The organism is Amycolatopsis sp. FU40, assembly GCF_021903635.1.
Classification (GTDB): domain Bacteria; phylum Actinomycetota; class Actinomycetes; order Mycobacteriales; family Pseudonocardiaceae; genus Amycolatopsis; species Amycolatopsis dendrobii.
On record NZ_CP091381.1, the window covers coordinates 3,491,063 to 3,510,473 of the forward strand.

Here is a 19,411-nt window from a genome sequence, read left to right on the forward strand (position 1 = left end):
CGCACTGCGCACCCGCCGCTCCCTTCTCCGGAGCCCTCCTCGATACCCGATCGGGCGGATCCTGGCAATCCGCTGAGAATTCCGGGAGAACCGGACACTTCGCGGGACCGCCGGACGTTGGGAGAGGTGAGAACGTTGCCGGAGACGCGAGGTGTGCGATGAGCCTGATCGGGACCCTGGTCGGGTACGTCCTGACCGTGTTCATCGTGGTGCTGGTGGTGCGGATGGTCCTGGACTGGACCCGCCTGGTCGCGACCGGGCCCGCGTGGCTCGGCCAGGTGCGCCGGATCAGCCACCGGGCCACCGAACCGGTGATCGCCCCGGTGCGCCGGGTGCTGCCCCCGATCCGGGCAGGCGGGGTCGGGTTCGATCTGGCGTTCACGGTGGTGTTCTTCGCGGCGCTGGTGGTGCGGGGTATCGCGTTCGCGCTGTGAGCCGCGGTTTCGCGGTGGCGGCTTGGTGCGCGCGGCGCCTCGGCGGCCGTGAGTGGGGCCGTTGCGAGCGGCGGGGAGCGGCCACTTGCCAACGATGGCACAGCAGCGACCAGAAGCCCGTTGCGAACCACGGCTCAGCGACGACGAGTGCGGCCGTTGCGAGCAGCGGCGACAAGCAGCCACCCGCGAACGATGGCACAGCAGCGGCGAACAGCCCGTTGCGAAACGCGACTCGGCAACGACGGGCGGGGCGTTGCGAGCGGCGGCGAGCGGCCACTCGCCAACGATGGCACAGCAGCGACCAGAAGCCCGTTGCGAACCGCGGCTCGGCGACGGCGAAGGGGCACAGGCTGCGACTCGGCGGCCGTGACTGAGTCATGGCGAGCATCGGCTCAGCAATGACGAGCGGCCTCTTCCGAGCGATGGCTCGGCGGCGAGCAGCCCCCGCGAACGGCGGCGCAGCAGTGACCAACAGTCGGTTCGTGAACGGTGGCTCGGCAGCAGCAAGCGGTCCGTTGCGAGCATCGGCTTGGCGGCGACGAGCGGCTTATGCGGGCCGCTGGCGTTCGGCGCAGATCGCGCGGGCAGGGCACCCGGGTCACCCATTCGCAGGCAAGGCAACCCGGCCCGTCTGATCCCGCACTTGCCGTGCCTTCCTGCCGAGCGAAATCCCCGGGCCGCCGGAGTGTCCACAGTGGAGCGATGAACACCTGCGGCGCCCGGGGTTCTGAAGGATCAATGGGAGTCGAGCCGGATTTCCCCCGCTTGGGAACTGATATCGATGCGGTGGGCGCCGCTCGGCCGGTCCGGCAGGGTGCCACTCCGTTCGCCGACCGAGGTGTGCGCCGACACCGAGTAGTCCGTGCCGGGGACGTTGAGGGAAACCGCGCCCACTTGGGTCTTGATGGCGGCGTCAGCGGGCACAGTCGTGGTGATGTCGACTTCGCCGACAGAGGTCACGGCTTTCACCGGTCCGGCGCAGTCTCGGACGGCGACCCTGCCCGCGGACATCGTCAGGTCAAGCGAGCTGATCTTGTCGGCCTCGAACTCGCCAGCTCCCATTTTCCCGGTCACGGCCGTCCGATCAGGCACGGTGACCGTGTAGGAGACGACGCACTGGCTGCCGCATTCCCCGTTGAGTTCGAGCGTCGACCCGGACAGACGGTGCCAGGTTCCCTCCGGTTTGGCCCCCTGGTAGCGGATTTCGCGTTCGACGGTGATCGAACCGGGCGCGCCGCCGGAACGCAGCCGCACGTAGCCGGCGGAACTGTCGATCTTGACGGCCTTCGCCGAACCGGTGATCGTCGAGGTGTCCTTGGCGGTGCCCGGCCAGCCCACCGAGACGCTGTCGTGCGATTCGCCGTCGTCCCGCACCAGCGGGAGTTGGCACGCGGAGACGCTCGCCGCCACGACACCGACAGCGACCAACCGACCGATTCTCACTTGTCTCGCCCCTCTGCTGCTCAACCCGGACTGCCACGCTATGGCCGCGCGCGGCTTTCCGGCATCAGGGATGACCCGGACATCGACGTGTGCTGCCGCCCACAGCGGCGGGCGTCTTCGAGAGGTGCCCCGGGTCAGCCGGGCTTGCCCGCCGAGACCGCGGCCGGTTCGTCGTCGGGACGGCGGCGGGCGGTCCACGTGTCGTAGCCGCGCATGAGGAAGCGGTGGGCTGGGCGTTCGACCAGGCGGGTGAGGGCCCAGCCGAGGACGACGCCGGTGGCGATCATCCCCGCGGTCTGCAGCAGCGGGTCGACGCCGAGGCCGGACAGCCAGTGCAGCACCAGGTAACCGATGGCCTGGTGGATCAGGAAGACGCCGTAGGAGACGCCGGCGAACCAGGTGATCGCGCGCTGGACGAACGACGGGAGGAACCGGTTCCAGTCCGGGCCGGCCGCGGCGAGCGAGATCACGACGATCCCGGCCGCGATGCCGAGCGTCGAACCCCATTCGACGTCGATACCGGCCGGCGTGACGGCCGCGCCGTGCAGGGCGTGCGCGGTGACGCAGAGGACTTCCAGCAGCACGAATTCCGTCGTGGACACGCGTTTCTTCGTCCAGAGCCAGACTGCGATGCCTGCGACGAACAGATGCCAGCGGTGGAATCCGAAGCCGTCGACGATGACGCGGTACCACTCGGGCGGACCGGAGACGCGCAGCGGCCACTGCGCGAGCGGGACGAGCAGGACGGTCCACATCAGGACGCGAAACTTGCGCCCGTGGCCCCAGCTGCCGCGGTAGAGCAGCGCGGCGACAGTGAACGCCATGAGCTGGAGCGGAATCGTCCAGTGGGAGCCGTCGAGGAAGGGGTAGTCGGCGGGCTTCCAGTTCCAGAGCATGAGGAGGTTGCCGGCGAGGTCGCCGAACCGCGGGCTGAACCAGCCGGGCGGCGACAGGTACCGCAGCGCGAAGTAGATCGCCACGACGGCGGCGAGGAACGGCGGCAGCAACCGCGCGATCCGCCCCCACCAGTACCGGCCGAGCGACCCGCGCCCGATCGTCACGGCGGCGAAGTACGCGGAAATCACCAGCAGCAGGCTCGCCCCGATCTGATGCGGGAACACGAACCGCCGCGGCCCGAGTTCGGGATGCACGACGACGCTCATGTAGGTCGCGTGGTACAGCAGCACCAGCACGACGCACCCACCGCGCACGAGGTCCCAGCTGATCCGCCGGTTCCCCGAAGACACGCTCACCGGACGGAACGAGGACACGCGCGCCACCGTAACTGGTCGGGTTCGCGCCGCGGGGAGGCACCCTGCGGCGCGGCGGGCGGGGCATTTCCGGTACAGGGCCCGGGTTCGCGGTCTCCGGCCGGGGAGATTTTCGGGGAAAGCCGTGGTGGCAGAGGGATTTCCGCCGGGGATGCCCGCTGGTCGCGGCGGAGCGGGCGCCGCCGCTCCGCCGCTGCCGGGTTCCGGTGAGCGAGAGGTTTTAGCTTGGGGACAAGCAGGATTCACTCATCGGGTGTGACGAACGAATACTTGCTTGGTTTCGGCGGCGGTGCGGCTGCCGGGCGCGGGGAGCGGCCCTCGTCGCGACTGAATCGGTCTTGTGGGTGGTCGTGGTCCGGCCGCGCTGCGGGATCCGCAGCAAACGGGGAGGACCGGCCCGGAATGACCGTTCGGCTCATCGCGGAGCGCGTGCCTGGGTCGCGCTGGCGAGTTGCCGACCTCGCCACGCGGGCGACGCGGCGACGGGGCGCGGACCTGGCGGGCGTCGCCGGCCGGGCCGCCACTCCGCGAAACCCGCGCGCTCGTGCTGACGACGCTGCTTCTCCCCCGGTCGGTCGCCGGTGTGTCACCCAGCGACTCGGCGGCTTCCGGCGCAGATGGATGCCGCGAAGGGCCGGTGCGGGGCCCCTTCCCGGAGCAGGGTCTCGTCAGCCTCAGCGAACTCTCGCCCGGGCCGCGGCGCAGCTTGTCGCGCCGCGTTCTGCTCTCCGGCCACGACTGCCGCCGGGCCGCCCCGGCTTCCGCCCCGCCACCCACCGGCCCCAGCCGAACCAACCCGGATCCCGCCTCAACCCGCCTCCGGCATCCCGCCCGACCCAGCCAGGCCGACCCGGATCCCGCCTCAGCCCGCCTCCAGCACCCCGCCAGACCCAGCCAGGCCGACCCGGATCCCGCCTCAGCCCGCCTCCGGCACCCCGCCAGACCCAGCCAGGCCGACCCGGAACCCGCCTCAGCCCGCCTCCAGCACCCCGCCAGACCCAGCCAGGCCGACCCGGAACCCGCCTCAGCCCGCCTCCCATCCCCCGTGCTCAGCCGGACCAACCTGGCTTCCGCCCAAACCCGCTTCCGCCGCGCAGCCGGAAGCCGCCCGCCATCGCCGGTCGCCAGCCACCGCCCCGCCACCAGGCACGGGCAGGCCGCCGCCCTTGTTCTCCCGCCCTCGGCTTCCGAGCCCCGGGCAGGCTCGCGCCCACCCTCGCAGCCCTGCCGATCAGGCCGGCGCGACGTTCGGGCCCTCTGCTCCGGCTCCCGGCGCCAGTCTCACGCGCCAGGCTTGAATGCGACCTCCTTCGTGGCGACCGTGCCCGCGGTCCGGCCGGGGGCGGTCTGATAGCTCCAGTACAGGTTCGTGTGCGCGATGACCTGCGCGGGCGGCGGCGCGCCCCAGGTGGTGCGGTCTCCTGTCGTGTGGGCGTCGCTCACCAAGGTCGCGTCGTAGCCTCGCGCGAAGGCGCCGTGCAGGGTGGAGCGGATGCAAGCGTCGGTCTCGGCTCCGCTCACCACCAGGCGCCCCACTCGCAGGTCGGCGAGAACCGACTCCAGGGCGGTGTCTTCGAACGAGTCGCCGTAGGACTTCTCCACCAGGGGTTCGGCGGGAGAGCGCTTCAGCTCCGGGACCAGTTCCCATTCGGGGCTGCCCTTCTCCAGGCCCTCGTCGTTGTGCTGGACCCACACGACGGGGACCTCCGCTCCGCGAGCTTTGTCCACCAGCGCGGCCACGTTCGCCACGACGCTGTCTCGTTCGTGCGCGTCCGCGACGACGCCGTTCTGGACGTCGACGACCAGCAATGCGGTGTTCGGGCGGTCGTTGAGAGTGGTCATCAGTTCTTCCCTCCAGTCAGGTACCGCTCACGCTAGTCCCGCCCACCGACAAAAACTGTCACTCCGGGCGGAGGGCATCGTGCGGGGAGGAAGGGCCGAACTCGGTTTCGAAGCGGGTCAGGAGGCGGGCGAGGAGGGCGTTCAGGCTGGAGAGGTCGTCTTCGGTCAGGGCGGCGCTGAACAGATCCTGTTCCCGTTCGGTGCGTTTCCGGGTGGCGGCGGCCCAGCGGGCGCGGCCTTTGCGGGTCAGGCGGATCGGGCGGCTCCGGCCGTCGGAGGCCGCGGCGACGCGTTCGGCCAAGCCCGCGCGCTCCAGGCGGTCGATTCGCACGGTGACGGTTCCGGAGGTGACGCCCAGACGGTCGGCCAATTCCTTCGGCGTGAGAACGGCAGCGCGGCCGGAGCGGTGCAAGGCCGACAATGCCTGCCAATCCCCCGTGCTGAAACCGTATTCCTCCGCGACGTCGCGCAGCACCTGCTCGAACTGCCTCGACAGCCGCCCGATCCGCTGGCGGGCCGCTTCGACCTGCTCGTCCACGCCGTCCGGCATCACGGCCAGCCATTCGGGCAGGCCCGCCCCCACTGAGTCCAACTGGACACTCCCTCGAAACTCAAGGTAGTTTGGTTTGGGTACCAAAGTAACTCGTCCTGGGGAGGTTCGCATGCCCGGACGCGTCTGGTTCATCACGGGAGCGAGCAGCGGGTTCGGCCGCGTGCTCGCGGAAACTGTGCTGCAGCGCGGGGAAAAGGTCGTGGCCACGGCTCGCGACACAAAAGCTCTCGAGGGGATGGAGACATTCAAAACCCGGCTGGACGTCACGGATCCGGTGTCGGCGGAGGCGGCGGTGAACGCGGCGATCGCTGAGTTCGGGCGGATCGACGTGCTGGTCAACAACGCTGGGCACGGGCTGGTCGGGGCGCTCGAAGAACTGACCGACGAGCAGGCGCGGCAGGTGCTCGAAACCAACGTGTTCGGCGTCCTCAACGTCACGCGTGCGGTGCTGCCGCACCTGCGGGCACAGCGCAGCGGGCACATCGTGCAGTTGTCGTCGGTCGGCGGGGTGGTCGGGAATCCGGGGCACGCGCTGTACGCGACGTCGAAGTTCGCGCTGGAAGGGATGTCCGAGGCGCTCGCCGGGGAGGTCGCGCCGCTGGGGATCCGGGTGAGCCTGGTGGAGCCGGGGCCGTTCCGGACGGACTTCGCCGGGCGGTCGATGACGTTCTCCGAGCCCATCGACGACTACCGCGACACCCCGGCAGGCGCGATGCGCCAACGGTTTTCCGCGCAGGACGGCGCGCAGCCGAACGATCCGGCGAAGGCCGCCGAGGCCATTCTCAAACTGGTCGACACTCCGGACGCGCCGCTGCGGCTGCCGCTCGGGCCCGAGGCGGTGACCCGGATCCGGGCGAAGCTCGAGCAGCAGCTCGCCGATCTCGCGGCATGGGAACCGGTTTCGCTGGACACGCGTTATCCGGACGACTGAACGCATCAGCCGTCCGGACAACCGGCGGGTCAGCCCACGGGGCCTTCGGCGGGCACGACGGTGACGTTCTGCTGCTGACCGGTCTGGTCGACGACCGTCACCGTCAGCTTGTCGCCGGGGTGGTGCTGGTCCATCAGAGTGGTCAGCGCGGTGGGCGAGTCGACTGCTTTGCCGTCCACCGCGGTGATCACGTCGCCCGCCGAGAGACCCGCTTTGGCGGCCGCGCCGTCGGGGACGACCTGCTGGATCGCGGCTCCCGAGCCGGTTCCGCCCTGCTGTTGCTGCTGTCCGGCGTCGCTGACGGTCACGCCGAGGAACGCGCTCTTTCCGATGTGGACAGTGTCGGAGCCGGTGCCGCCGACGATCTGGTGGGCGATGGAGATCGCCTGGTTGATCGGGATCGCGTAGCCCTCGTTCCCGCTGGATCCCTGCGAACCGTCACCCTGCGAGTCGCCCTGGGAACCGTCGCCCTGCGAGTTGTCGCCGGGGAAGCCGTTGCCGAGCCCGCCGTGGCCGCGCCGTCCGCCGCCGTTGAACTGGTACCCGGCCGATGCCGCGGTGTCCACGCCGACGACCTGGCCCTGCGCGTTCACGAGCGGGCCGCCGGAATCGCCGGACTGGATGTTCGCGTCGACCTGGATCAGGTCCTTCAGCTGCTCGGACGAGCTGTTCGATTCGTCGGACGCGGTGATCGACTGGTTCAGCGCGGTCACCCGCCCGCCGGCCGGGACCGGCGCTCCCCCGGCGCCGCCCGCGTTGCCGAGCCCGACGACCGCGTCGCCGACCTTCACCGACGACGAATCGCCGAGCGTCTCCGTCGCCAAGCCGGACGCGCCGGCCAGTTTCAGCACCGCGACATCGTGGCTGCGGTCGTAGCCGAGCACGGAAGCGGTGTACGTCTGGCCGTTGCCGATGTCGGTGACCTTGATGCTCGTCGCGCCCTCGACGACGTGGTTGTTCGTGAGCACCTCGCCGTCGGAGGTGAGCACGATTCCGGTGCCCGCCGCGGCCGCGCCCTGGTAGCCCAGCTCGGTATTGATGTTGACGATGCCCGCGCTGACCTTCTTCGCGATCGCCTGCGGGTCGATCGCCGTGTTCGACGGGTTGGTCTGGTTGCCGATCGAGCCGAAGTTCTGGTTCCCGGAAACGCCGGGCGGCGCGGACGGCGTCCACACGAAGTGCCCGACCCCGAGCCCGACCGCCACCGACAGCGCGATCGCGCCGACCGTGATGGCCGCGGTCCGCAACGGGTGATGCGAACGCTGCCGGGGCATCTGCTGTGTCGGGTACGGCGGAGCGGGGTACTGTCCGCCCGGCTGCGGACCGTACGCGCCGGGCGGCGGAGTGCCCCATTGAGCCCAGCCCTGCTGCTGGTACGGCTGCCCCGCTCCCGGCGAGCAGGGCTGCGCCTGCCCGCCGTAGCCGGGCTGTCCCTGGTCGTGCCCGCCGCGCTCCTGCTCGTTCATGCTCCGCTCCCGCGTCTCGTGACCCTCCGCCAGCTCAGCAAACACCCGCTACCTGAGATTTTCCTTGCCGTGATCCGTGCGGAAGCTGTGTACCCGAGCGGCAGCACGGAAAAGCCCCGTCCGGCTCAGAATGGGCTGAGCCGGACGGGGCCCGCGGAGACCGCGCCTTCTCCGCGCCGCCGGGGTTCCGGCGGCGAGGGTGGTCAGCTCACGTGCACGTAGTCGACCACCAGCTGTTGCGGGAACTGGGTGCTGCCGTCCGGGTCGCCGGGCCAGTCGCCGCCCACCGCGAGGTTGAGGATCAGGAAGAACGGGTGGTCGTACACCCATTTCTTGCCGTTCAGGTCCGCCGGGGTGCGGGTTTGGTAGGCCTGCCCGTCGACCAGCCAGACGATCTTGTTCGGAGACCAGTCGACCGCGTAGGTGTGGAAGTCGGCGGAGAAGTCGGGGCCGTTGAACGCCGCGCCGATGCCGCCCGCGCCCGAGTAGCCGGGGCCGTGGATCGTGCCGTGCACGGTGTTCGGTTCCTTGCCGATGTTCTCCATGACGTCGATTTCGCCGTCGTCCGGCCATTGCCCGCCGCCGAGCATCCAGAACGCCGGCCACATCCCCTGCCCGCGCGGCAGTTTCATCCGGACTTCCAGGTGCCCGTACGCCTGGCTGAACTTGCCGGACGTGTTCAGCCGCGCCGAGGTGTACTGGCACGCGCCGTACCAGCAGTTGTTGCCGGAGTTCTCTTTCTTCGCGGTGATCACGAGGTGGCCCTGGCCGTCGAGCGCGCCGTTCGCCGCGCCCGAGGTGTACCACTGCCGTTCGTGGTTGTTGCCGTTGTTGTCGCCGGTTTCGTAGTTCCACTTGCTCCCGTCGGCGGGCGAGCCCGCCGGGCCGTCGAAGTCGTCGGAGAACCCGGCGGCCGGAGCGGCGGCGGGGGCGGGGGCGGCGTGGCCGGCGGGCGTCAGCGCGACCGCGCCGGCGAGGGCGAGCGCCGCGGGGATCGCGAGCCGCCGCCAACGGGAGGAGGTGTGCGAGGACGTCATCGTCATCCCTCAATCACTCGAGGGGCGGCCTGGCGGCGCCACCCCGGGTTTGTTGTGGATGGCAACAAAGTATGCCCACCAGCGCCTTCACCGGCAAGACGCTGCGTGGGTCATTTTCCGACCGCCGCCGGGCGAAGGCGCTCGCGAGGGGAATTCCGGGCAGCGCGGGATGGCCGGACGGGCAAGCGGCCCGGCCGGTGCCAGAACTGACGGCTTGCGGACTGCCGCGGAGAGGCGCGCGAGGGCCACCATCAGGGAATCTGATTCCGTCAGGGTCCCCCTCACGACCCGCGACCAGGGCGCGAGGGGACCCTTCACGGAGGTTTGCCGCCCGCAGCGGCGCGCGGTGGCGGGTCAGGCCTCGAGCTCGGCGGAGGGGCGTTCCTCCAGCAGCCACAACACCCCGCTCGGCGGCAGCTGCAGCACCGCCGACGCCGGCTGCCCGTGCCACGGCTCCTCGGTCGCCTCCACCGCGCCCAGGTTCCCGACTCCCGAACCGCCGAAGGACTCCGCGTCCGTGTTCAGCACCTCGGTCCAGCGCCCGGCGGACGGGAGGCCGACCCGGTAGTCGTGGTGCGGGACCCCGGCGAAGTTCGCGATGCAGGCCAGCCGCGAGCCGTCGGCGCCCAGGCGCAGGAAGCTCAGCACGTTGCCGGCCGAGTCGTTCGCGTCGATCCAGCGGAAGCCCTCGGGCCGGACGTCGCCGCTGAACAGCGCGGCGGTGTCCCGGTAGACCGCGTTCAGCTGCCGGATCAGGTCGCGCACGCCGCGGTGCAGCGGCGTTTCCAGCAGATGCCAGTCCAGCGACCGCGACTCCGACCATTCGCGCGGCTGGCCGAATTCGCCGCCCATGAACAGCAGCTGCTTGCCCGGATGCGCCCACATGAACGCCAGCAGCGCGCGCAGCCCGGCGGCCTTGTTCCAGTCGTCGCCCGGCATCCGCTCCCACAGCGAGCCCTTGCCGTGCACCACTTCGTCGTGCGACAGCGGCAGCACGAAATTCTCGCTCCACGCGTACACGAGCGAGAAGGTCATCTCGTTGTGGTGGTACGCCCGGTGGATCGGCTCGTGCGACAGGTAGCGGAGCGTGTCGTGCATCCACCCCATGTTCCATTTGAAGCCGAACCCCAGGCCGCCCAGATGCGTCGGGCGGGTGACGCCGGGCCAGGCGGTGGACTCCTCGGCGACCATCACCACGCCCGGGTGTCGCTTGTAGACAGTCGCGTTGAGCTCCTGCAAAAACCTTACCGCGTCGAGGTTTTCCCGGCCGCCGTACTCGTTCGGCAGCCACTCGCCGTCCTTGCGCGAGTAGTCGAGGTACAGCATCGAGGCGACCGCGTCGACGCGCAGGCCGTCGAGGTGGAACTCTTCCAGCCAGAACAGCGCGTTCGCGACGAGGAAGTTGCGGACCTCGTTGCGGCCGAAGTTGAACACGAGCGTGCCCCAGTCCGGCTGCTCGCCGCGGCGCGGGTCCTCGTGCTCGTACAGCGGGCTGCCGTCGAACCGCGCCAGGGCCCAGATGTCGCGCGGGAAATGCGCGGGCACCCAGTCCACGAGCACTCCGATGCCGCGCTGGTGCAGGTGGTCGACCAGGTGCCGGAAATCGTCCGGCGAGCCGAAGCGCGAGGTCGGCGCGTAGTACGACGTGACCTGGTAGCCCCACGAGCCGCCGAACGGATGCTCGGCCACCGGCAGGAACTCGACGTGCGTGAAGCCGGTTTCCTCGACGTAGTCGGCCAATTGGCCGGCGAGCTCGCGGTAGCCGAGCCCGGGCCGCCACGAGCCGAGGTGCACCTCGTACACGCTCATCGGCGCATCGGCCCAGTCGGTCGCCTCGCGCCGGGCGACCCAGTCGCCGTCGCCCCAGGCGTACGACGATTCGGTCACCTTCGACGCGGTCGCGGGCGGCACCTCGGTCGCGAACGCCATCGGGTCGGCCTTCTCGTGCCAGTGCCCGTCCGCGCCGAGGATGCGGAACTTGTAACAGCTGCCGACGGAAACGCCGGGCACGAACAGCTCCCACACGCCCGAGGACCCGAGCGAGCGCATCGGGTGGCCGCGGCCCTCCCACGCGTTGAAGTCGCCGATCACCCGCACGCCGCGCGCGGTCGGCGCCCACACCGCGAAGGACACGCCTTCGACGACGCCGTTCGGGGTGTCGTACCGGCGCACGTGCGCGCCCAGAACGTCCCACAGCCGTTCGTGCCGTCCTTCGCCGATCAGGTGCTGATCCAGCTCCCCCACCGTCGGCAGCCAGCGGTACGGATCGTCGGTGACGACAGTGTGGTTGTCGTAGCCGACTTCGATCCGGTAGTCGCCCGGGTGCTCCGGCAGCGTCGCGGCGAACAGCGCGTCCGCCACGCGCTCCAGCGGGACGCGGCGCTCCCCCGCGACGACCGACACCGACGTCGCGCCCGGACGCAGCGCGCGCACGACGATGTCGCTGCCGTCGGTGTGCACGCCGAGCACCGCATGCGGGTCGTGGTGCTCGCCCGCCAGCAGCCGGTCGATGTCGAGCGGGGACGGCGCCGCCGAGGGCAGATCCGCGGGGACAGCGTTCACGGGGTCACTCGCTTCCGTCGGTGCTGCGGGCGATCGCCGCCAGGGGCACGCTCAGCCAGTCCGGCCGGTTCGCGTGCTCGTAGGCGACCTCGTACACCGCTTTGTCCAGTTCAAAGGCGCGCAGCAGGTCCGCGTGCTCCTGCGGGTCGCCGACCGGGCCGCCGGCGCGGGCGTACCCGGCGCAGAACGCGGCGCGGTTGCGCCGGGCCCATTCCATCGCGTGCCGGGTCACGTCCGCGTTCTCGGGCTGCCCGACGAGCCGCTGGTGCGCCGCGTAGTCGAACGACCGGAGCATGCCCGCGACGTCGCGCAGCGGCGAGCGCAGCGCGTGCCGTTCCGCGACCGGGGCGGCCGGTTCGCCTTCGAAGTCCAGCAGCAGCCATCCGTTGACGGTACGCAGCACCTGGCCCAAGTGCAGATCGCCGTGGATGTACTGCAGCGAAATCGGCGCCTCGTGCGCGCGCACGGCTTCGAACACCTCGCGCAGCGCGGGCGCGTGCACCGCCAGCTCCGGGACCGCCTCGGACACCTGGTCGAGCCGTTCGGTCATCGCGCGCACCGTGCGGTCCAGCTCGTCGCTGTCCGCGGGCTCGGCGCCGAGCGCGGTCGCGAGGTCCGCGTGCACCTCGGCCACCGCCGCGCCGAGCCGCTCGGACTCCCCGGCGAAGTCGCCGCCCGCCTCGGCCGCGGGCTGGTCCGGATCGGCCAGCAGGTCCCGCACGCTCGTGGTCGCCATCGCCCAGCCGTCGACCGCGTCCGGCAGGAACTCCTGCAGCATCCCCATCGTCGCGGGTTCGCCGTGCAGTTCGCCGGAGATCGAGCCGACCACGCGCGCCACGTGCTTGCACCCGGCGTCCTGCAGCGCGCGGTGCAGCAGCAGGTCCTTGTTCGTCCCCGGGCTGAGCTTGCGGAACAGCTTGAGGATGTACTGCCCGCCGTACACCAGCGAGGTGTTGCTCTGCTCCGCGGTGATCGGCCGCGAGCGCAGCCCCGGTTCGAGCTTCGCGTCGGGCTCCGCCGAGAACCGCAGCGGCCCCGCGGACTCCCCCGCCGCCATCCGGTCCAGCAGCCCGGCGGTGAGGTCCGCGTCGCCGCTCGCCTCGTAGAACCGTTCGCCCAGCAGCGCTGCCGACGCGACCTCGGGCACCCCGGACCGGCGGCCGATCAGCAGCTGGTACGGCTCGGTGCGGTCGCCCTGCACCACGTCGACGACCGCGTGCACCAGCAGCGGATCCGGGCCGGCCAGCGCGGTGAGGCCCGCCGGGCGGACCTCGTCGACCGGCCGGTCCTTGCCCGCGAACCAACGCTGCGCGGGCAGCCAGTCCGGCAGCAGGGCGGTCAGCGCGCGGGAAACCTCGGGCAGTTCGGGCGGGGAACCGTGGTGCGACAGCGGACTCACCTCATTCTTCCGGCTCGAGCAGCTGGAACCAGTAGAACCCGTGGCCGGGCAGCGTGAGCAGGTACGGCAGCTCGCCGATGTCCGGGAAGCGCACCCCGCCGGTCAGCTCGACCGGCGTCGCGCCCTGGTGCGCGGACAGGTCCAGTTCCACCGGCTGCGGGAAACGGGACAGGTTGTTGACGCACACCACGACGTCCTCGCGGCCGTCCGGGCGCAGCCACCGGCGCTGGTAGGCGAGCACGCTCGGGTTCGAGCCGCCGAGATCGGCGAAATCGCCCTGGCCGAACGCGTGGTGCTGTTTGCGGACCTCGATCATCCGGCGCGTCCAGTTCAGCAGCGACGCCGCGTTGTCGGCCTGCGCCTCGACGTTCAGCGCCTGGTGCCCGTACACCGGGTCCATGATCACCGGCAGGTAGATGCGGCCCGGATCGCACGTGGAGAACCCGGCGTTGCGGTCCGGCGTCCACTGCATCGGCGTGCGGACGGCATCGCGGTCGCCGAGCCAGATGTTGTCGCCCATGCCGATCTCGTCGCCGTAGTACAGCACCGGCGACCCGGGCAGGGACAGCAGCAGCGCGGTGAACAGCTCCTGCTGGTCGCGGTCGTTGTCCAGCAGCGGGGCCAGCCGGCGGCGGATCCCGATGTTGGCCTTCATCCGCGGGTCCTTGGCGTACTCGGAGTACATGTAGTCGCGCTCTTCGTCGCTGACCATCTCGAGCGTCAGCTCGTCGTGGTTGCGCAGGAAGATGCCCCACTGCGTGCCGGACGGGATCTGCGGCGTCTGCAGCAGGATCTCCGAGATCGGGAACCGCGACTCCCGGCGCACCGCCATGAAGATCCGCGGCATCAGCGGGAAGTGGAACGCCATGTGGCACTCGTCGCCGCCGGACTCCGCGTCGCCGAAGTACTCGACCACGTCGCTGGGCCACTGGTTCGCCTCGGCGAGCAGGATCCGGCCGGGGTACTCGTCGTCGACGACTTTGCGGCAGCGCTTGAGGAAATCGTGCGTGCGCGGCAGGTTCTCGCAGTTCGTGCCTTCCTGTTCGAACAGGTAGGGCACGGCGTCGAGGCGGAAGCCGTCGATGCCGATGTCGAGCCAGAACCGCAGCACGTCGATCATCGCGTCCTGCACGGCCGGGTTCTCGTAGTTCAGGTCCGGCTGGTGGGTGAAGAACCGGTGCCAGTAGAACTGGCCGCGCACCGGGTCGTAGGTCCAGTTCGACGTTTCGGTGTCGACGAAGATGATCCGCGCGTCGGCGTAGCGGGAATCGTCGTCGCTCCACACGTAGTAGTCGCCGTACGGGCCGTCCGGGTCCGAGCGCGACTGCTGGAACCACGGATGCGCGTCGGAGGTGTGGTTCAGCACCAGGTCGGTGATCACCCGGATGCCGCGCCGGTGCGCCTCGTCGAGCAGGTACACGAAGTCCTCGACGCTGCCGAATTCCGGCAGCACGGCGCGGAAATCGCTGATGTCGTAGCCGCCGTCGCGCAGCGGCGAGGCGTAGAACGGCGGCAGCCACAGGCAGTCCACCCCGAGCCATTCGAGGTAGTCCAGCCTGCCCGCCAGCCCGCGCAGGTCGCCGGTGCCGTCGCCGTTCGAATCGGCGAACGCGCGCACCAGCACCTCGTAGAACACCGCGCTCTTGAACCATTCCGGGTCCGCCGGCGCCTCGTGCGCGTGCCCGAAATCGTCCGCCTGGGGCTCGACCAGCAGGCCGTCGGCGGTGACCGCCTCACCCGTGTGCGGCACGCCCGCCAGTCCCGCCGCGGCGCCGGGCCGGCTCTCCTCGTCCATCCGTTCCACCTTGTCGTGAGTTGCCTGTGCTGAGTAGTGGTTATCCCGAACGGCTCCGGGATAACCACGCGCGAAGTGCTGTTGTCGAGTTCAGGCCGCGAGCCTGCGGCGCAGCGCCACGATGTGCGCGACCGCCCGCCACGGCTCGAGCCGGACGAAGTTCGCCTCGCCCCAGTCCCACGTCTCGCCGGTGACCTCGTCGTGCGCGATGAGGCGCTCGTGCCAGTCGAAGCCGAGCGCGGGCAGGTCGAGCCGGAGCGTGCCCGCTTGCGTGTTGTGCGGGTCGAGGGTGATCACGGCGACGATCGTGTCCCCGGTCGCCGGGTCCTGTTTGGAGTAAGCGAGCAGCGCGTCGTTGTCGACGGAGTGGAAGCGCAGCGAGCGCATGCCCTGCAGCGCCGGATGCGCGCGGCGGATGGCGTTGAGCCGGGCCAGCCACGGTTCGAGCGAACGGCCCTCGGCGAGCGCGCGGGCGAAATCGCGCGGGCGCAGCTGGTACTTCTCGGAGTCGAGGTATTCCTCGCTGCCCGGCCGCACCGCCTCGGATTCGAACAGCTCGTAGCCGGAGTACACACCCCAGGTCGGCGACATGGTCGCGGCGAGCGCGGCGCGCAGCGCGAACATGCCCGGACCGCCGTGCTGCAGCGATTCGTGCAGGATGTCCGGAGTGTTGACGAACAGGTTCGGGCGGCCGTGGTCCCAATGCTCGACCAGGTCCGTGCCGAACTCGGTCAGCTCTTCTTTCGTGGTGCGCCAGGTGAAATACGTGTAGCTCTGGGTGAAGCCGAGCTTCGCCAGCCCCCACAGCCGGGCCGGGCGGGTGAACGCCTCGGCGAGGAACAGCACGTCCGGATGCGCGTCCTTCACCGACTGGATCAGCCACGCCCAGAAGTCCGGCGGCTTGGTGTGCGGGTTGTCGACCCGGAAGATCCGCACCCCGTGCGACACCCAGTGCAGCACGACGCGCAGCACCTCGTCGTAGATGCCGCGCGGGTCGTTGTCGAAGTTGACCGGATAGATGTCCTGGTACTTCTTCGGCGGGTTCTCCGCGTAGGCGATGGTGCCGTCCGGGCGGGTGGTGAAGAACTCCGGGTACTTGACGACCCACGGGTGGTCGGGCGCGGCCTGCAGCGCGAGGTCGAGCGCGACCTCCAGGCCGAGGTCCTCCGCGCGCGCCACGAAAGAGTCGAAATCCTCGATCGTGCCGAGCTCCGGGTGGATCGCGTCGTGCCCGCCCTCGTCCGCGCCGATCGCCCACGGCGAGCCGACGTCGTCCGGCGTCGCGTCGAGAGTGTTGTTGGGGCCCTTGCGGTTCACCCGGCCGATGGGATGCACCGGCGGCAGGTAGACGACGTCGAAGCCCATGCCCGCGACGCGGTCCAGCTCGCGCTCGGCGGTGGCGAAGGTGCCGTGCACCGCGCGGCCCTGCGCGTCGACCCCGCCGGTGGAACGGGGAAAGAATTCGTACCAGGAACCGAAAGCGGCGCGTTTGCGGTCGACCCACAGCTTCAGCACGCGGCCCTTGGTGATCAGCTCGCGCACCGGGAAGTCGTGCATGAGCTGGCGGACCTCGGGCGAGAGCGCCGGTCCGACGCGCTCGGCGAGATCGCGTTCGTCGTCGCGCAGCGCGGCCGCGGCCCCGGCGAGCAGCGGGCGCTCGGCCCGGCGCTCCGGGCGGCGGGAGACGCGGTCGAGCAGCAGCGCGCCGCTTTCCAGGTCGTTCGCCAGCTCGCCGGGCCCCTGCCCCGCGGCGATCTTCACCTCGACCGAGTGCTCCCAGGTGGCCCACGGATCGCTCCACGCGTCCACGCGATAGGTCCACATGCCCTCGGCGTCGGGCACGATCACCGCGCCGAACCGGTCGAGCCCGCGGCCCTGTTCGGCCATCCGCGTCTGGCGCGCGGCGCGGTCGCCCGGACCGCGCCAGGCGACCGTCGCGGCGACCGCGTCGTGCCCCTCCCGCCAGACCGTGGCGGTGACGGGGAAATGTTCGCCCGCAACGGCTTTGGCCGGATACCGGCCGCAGCTGACAATGGGTGCGACGTCGTCGATCCCGAGCCTGCCGGTCATGGCGATGCCCCTTTTTCACGGTGGGTGGGAGGGTGGTCGGAGTGTGCTTCCGCGAGCACGGTCAGTGTGCCTGATTCCTCCAAAGCCGTTGACAGCGGGGCCTTTTTCTGATTTTCCCGCCACCCGGTCGGGCGAAACGCGCCCATTCGGCGGAACTCCCGGACGCATTCCCGTCTCCCGCCCGCAACACGCCCGCCGAATTGCGTTAACAATCGGCGGCGCGTTCCGGTGATTACCGGCGAGTATCGGTGCGGATGTCCTGGTGAAGCTTTCTCGGCGGCGGCGGACTCCAGTCAGGATGCCCCATGGCGCCCCGGACAATCACGGGGATCGCCCGGACTTCTCGGACTCGGTGTCTCCTTACAGCTGCGGGATCTCCACCGTGTCGCGCGGCGCGCGCAGCAACAGCAGCGACCGCGCCTCGACGGTGATCCGCGCCTTCGGCTCCAGCACGCCGGGGTTGGCCGGGGTGCCGTCGGCGGTGCTGGTGTCCAAAGTGGGCTTGAAAGTCTCGCCGTACTCCGGGCCGGGCAGCACGATCTCCGCCGGCTCCGCTCCCGCGTGCAGCACCAGCAGCCACGAGTGGTCGGTGACGAGCGCGCCCTCGCGGTTGCGCGCCTGGCTGTTCGACCCGTCGATCCACATGCAGAGCGTGCGGCGGTCCTCGTCGAACCAGTCGATCTCGTCGAATTCCTCGCCGTCCGGGCGGAACCAGACGAGGTCCGGCTTGCCGGTGACCGTGGTGCGGCCCTCGAAGAACTCGGGCTGCCGCAGTGCCGGGCTGTGCGCGCGCAGCCGGACCACGCGGCGGGCGAAGTCGAGCATCGGCTCCGAGGCCTCGGTCGGGGTCCAGTCGACCCACGACGTTTCGTCGTCGAGGCAATAGGCGTTGTTGTTGCCGTGCTGGGTCCGCCACATCTCGTCGCCCGCGGTGAACATCGGCGTGCCGGTGGACAGCAGCAGCGTCGCGAACAGGTTGCGCGCCTGGCGGGTGCGCAGCGCGACGATCCCCGCGTCGTCGGTCTCGCCCTCCGCGCCGTGGTTCCACGAGCGGTTGTCGTTCGTGCCGTCGCGGTTGTCCTCGCCGTTGGCCTCATTGTGCTTTTCGTTGTAGGACACCAGGTCCCGCAGCGTGAAGCCGTCGTGCGCGGTGACGAAGTTGATCGACTGCCACGGGCGGCGCAGGTTGTGGTCGTACAGATCGGACGAGCCGGACAGCCGGTACGCGAGGTCCCGCACGCCGGTCGCGCCGCGCCAGAAATCGCGCACAGTGTCGCGGTAGCGGCCGTTCCATTCGGCCCACTGCGCGCCGAAGTCGCCGACGCGGTAACCCTCGCCGGTCGCGTCCCACGGTTCGGCGATCAGCTTGCAGCGGGACAGCACCGGGTCGGTGGTGATCGCGGTGAGCATCGTCGACTCGCGGTTGAACATCTCGCCGCGCGGACGGCCGAGCGTGCTCGCCAGGTCGAAGCGGAACCCGTCGACGCCCATCTCCTGCGTCCAGTACCGCAGCGAATCGGTGACCAGCCGGACGACCGTGGGCGAACCGGCGTCGAGAGTGTTGCCGCAGCCGGTGAGGTCGGCCATGTGGCCGCGGCGGGTGTGCAGGTAGTACGCCGGGGCGTCGAGGCCGCGCAGCGAGAGCGTCGGACCGTCCGGGCCGCCTTCGCAGGTGTGGTTGAAGACGACGTCGAGCAGCACCTCGATGCCCGCCGCGTGCAGGGCCGCCACCATCGTCCGGAATTCCTCGACCTCGCGGCCCGGCTCGCTCGCGTACCCGGCGTGCGGCGCGAAGTAGCCCAGCGGCGAGTAGCCCCAGTAGTTGTGCCGTCCCGAGCGAATCAGCGCGGGCTCGTCGGCGAACGCGTGCACCGGCAGCAGTTCGACGGTCGTCACGCCGAGCCGGGTCAGGTGCTCGATCGCCACCGGATGCGCGAGGCCGAGGTACGTGCCCCGGAGCGCCTCCGGGATGAACGGATGCTGCTGGGTGAACCCCTTCACGTGCAGTTCGCAGATCACCGATTCCTCGAACGGCACTTCCGGCTTGACCCCGGTGTCCTGCCCGCCCGGCGAGGTGACGACCGACAGCGGCACTGCCCCCAGCGAGTCCACAGTGGACATCGGACCGCGCTCGGGGTCGCCAGTGAAGCCCTGTGCGGCGTGCAGGCTGGCGAGCTTGCCGTCGATCCGGCGCGCATACGGGTCGACGAGGAGCTTGGCCGGATTGCAGCGGTAACCGTGCGCCGGGTCGTACGGACCGTGCACGCGGTAGCCGTAGTGCTGACCGACCGTGACGCCCGGGACGAGGCCGTGCCAGACGCCGAACGTGCGTTCAGTCAGTTCGATCCGCCGTTCGGAACCGTCGTCGCCGATGAGGCACACCTCGACCGCGTCGGCGACGGCGGACGTCACCGCGAACCGGACGCCGCCCGCCTCCGGGTGGGCGCCGAGCGGGAACGGACGTCCGGCGAGGACCTGGTTGTCGGATGCGGGTCGCTGTGCCATGCGCCGATCTTTTCAAACCCGGGGCGGGCGCGGGCTCCGGCGCTTGGCTGAACTTGCCCGGAGCAGGGGTGATGACCTGGACCGATGGCGATGCCAGTAGGGG

The 19,411-nt window shown here is 70.5% G+C and carries 12 protein-coding genes and 1 pseudogene; 2 read left to right on the forward strand and 11 right to left on the reverse strand.

Annotated elements, in window-relative coordinates; genetic code table 11:
- Window positions 1-158: 158 nt before the first annotated feature.
- Entirely contained in the window at window positions 159-434 is a 276-nt protein-coding gene (locus L3Q65_RS17000; RefSeq protein WP_182895946.1) for a YggT family protein, read from the forward strand.
- A gap of 735 nt (window positions 435-1,169) precedes the next feature.
- Here the strand turns inward: L3Q65_RS17000 and L3Q65_RS17005 are convergent.
- From L3Q65_RS17005 to L3Q65_RS17020, 4 genes are all read right to left on the reverse strand, one after another.
- On the reverse strand, window positions 1,170-1,862 hold the full coding sequence (locus tag L3Q65_RS17005; protein ID WP_237600218.1) for a hypothetical protein: 693 nt from the start codon (window positions 1,860-1,862) through the stop codon (window positions 1,170-1,172).
- Between the two features lie 149 nt (window positions 1,863-2,011).
- Window positions 2,012-3,148, reverse strand: coding sequence for an acyltransferase (locus L3Q65_RS17010; protein WP_237600219.1), 1,137 nt, complete (start codon window positions 3,146-3,148; stop codon window positions 2,012-2,014).
- Window positions 3,149-4,429: 1,281 nt separating this feature from the next.
- On the reverse strand, window positions 4,430-4,990 hold the full coding sequence (locus tag L3Q65_RS17015; protein WP_237600220.1) for an isochorismatase family protein: 561 nt from the start codon (window positions 4,988-4,990) through the stop codon (window positions 4,430-4,432).
- Window positions 4,991-5,048: 58 nt separating this feature from the next.
- Entirely contained in the window at window positions 5,049-5,573 is a 525-nt protein-coding gene (locus L3Q65_RS17020) for a MarR family winged helix-turn-helix transcriptional regulator (protein WP_237600900.1), read from the reverse strand.
- A gap of 79 nt (window positions 5,574-5,652) precedes the next feature.
- Here L3Q65_RS17020 and L3Q65_RS17025 point away from each other — a divergent pair, with 79 nt between their 5' ends.
- Window positions 5,653-6,474: an oxidoreductase gene (locus L3Q65_RS17025; protein WP_237600221.1), complete on the forward strand. Its 822-nt coding sequence runs from the start codon at window positions 5,653-5,655 to the stop codon at window positions 6,472-6,474.
- A gap of 29 nt (window positions 6,475-6,503) precedes the next feature.
- Here L3Q65_RS17025 and L3Q65_RS17030 read toward each other — a convergent pair whose 3' ends face one another.
- The 7 genes and pseudogenes from L3Q65_RS17030 to glgX all read right to left on the reverse strand — a co-directional run bounded on the left by L3Q65_RS17030 (window position 6,504) and on the right by glgX (window position 19,308).
- Window positions 6,504-7,940 (reverse strand): trypsin-like peptidase domain-containing protein, encoded by a 1,437-nt coding sequence (locus L3Q65_RS17030; RefSeq protein ID WP_237600222.1) that lies wholly within the window; start codon window positions 7,938-7,940, stop codon window positions 6,504-6,506.
- Between the two features lie 206 nt (window positions 7,941-8,146).
- Window positions 8,147-8,977 (reverse strand): annotated as a pseudogene (locus tag L3Q65_RS17035) (family 16 glycosylhydrolase); the annotation flags it as partial.
- 354 nt (window positions 8,978-9,331) lie between these two features.
- On the reverse strand, window positions 9,332-11,539 hold the full coding sequence (glgB, locus tag L3Q65_RS17040) for a 1,4-alpha-glucan branching protein GlgB (protein ID WP_182895951.1): 2,208 nt from the start codon (window positions 11,537-11,539) through the stop codon (window positions 9,332-9,334).
- A 4-nt stretch (window positions 11,540-11,543) separates the two neighbouring features.
- Window positions 11,544-12,938: an aminoglycoside phosphotransferase gene (locus L3Q65_RS17045; RefSeq protein WP_237600223.1), complete on the reverse strand. Its 1,395-nt coding sequence runs from the start codon at window positions 12,936-12,938 to the stop codon at window positions 11,544-11,546.
- A 1-nt stretch (window position 12,939) separates the two neighbouring features.
- The gene (gene treS, locus L3Q65_RS17050; RefSeq protein ID WP_182895952.1) at window positions 12,940-14,733 is read right to left on the reverse strand and encodes a maltose alpha-D-glucosyltransferase; all 1,794 of its coding nucleotides are present in this window, start codon (window positions 14,731-14,733) and stop codon (window positions 12,940-12,942) included.
- Between the two features lie 90 nt (window positions 14,734-14,823).
- Window positions 14,824-16,803 carry an alpha-1,4-glucan--maltose-1-phosphate maltosyltransferase gene (locus tag L3Q65_RS17055; RefSeq protein ID WP_237600224.1) on the reverse strand — a complete coding sequence of 660 codons (1,980 nt, stop codon included), beginning with the start codon at window positions 16,801-16,803 and terminating at the stop codon, window positions 14,824-14,826.
- Window positions 16,804-17,163: 360 nt separating this feature from the next.
- Entirely contained in the window at window positions 17,164-19,308 is a 2,145-nt protein-coding gene (glgX, locus tag L3Q65_RS17060) for a glycogen debranching protein GlgX (protein WP_237600225.1), read from the reverse strand.
- Window positions 19,309-19,411 lie beyond the last annotated feature (103 nt).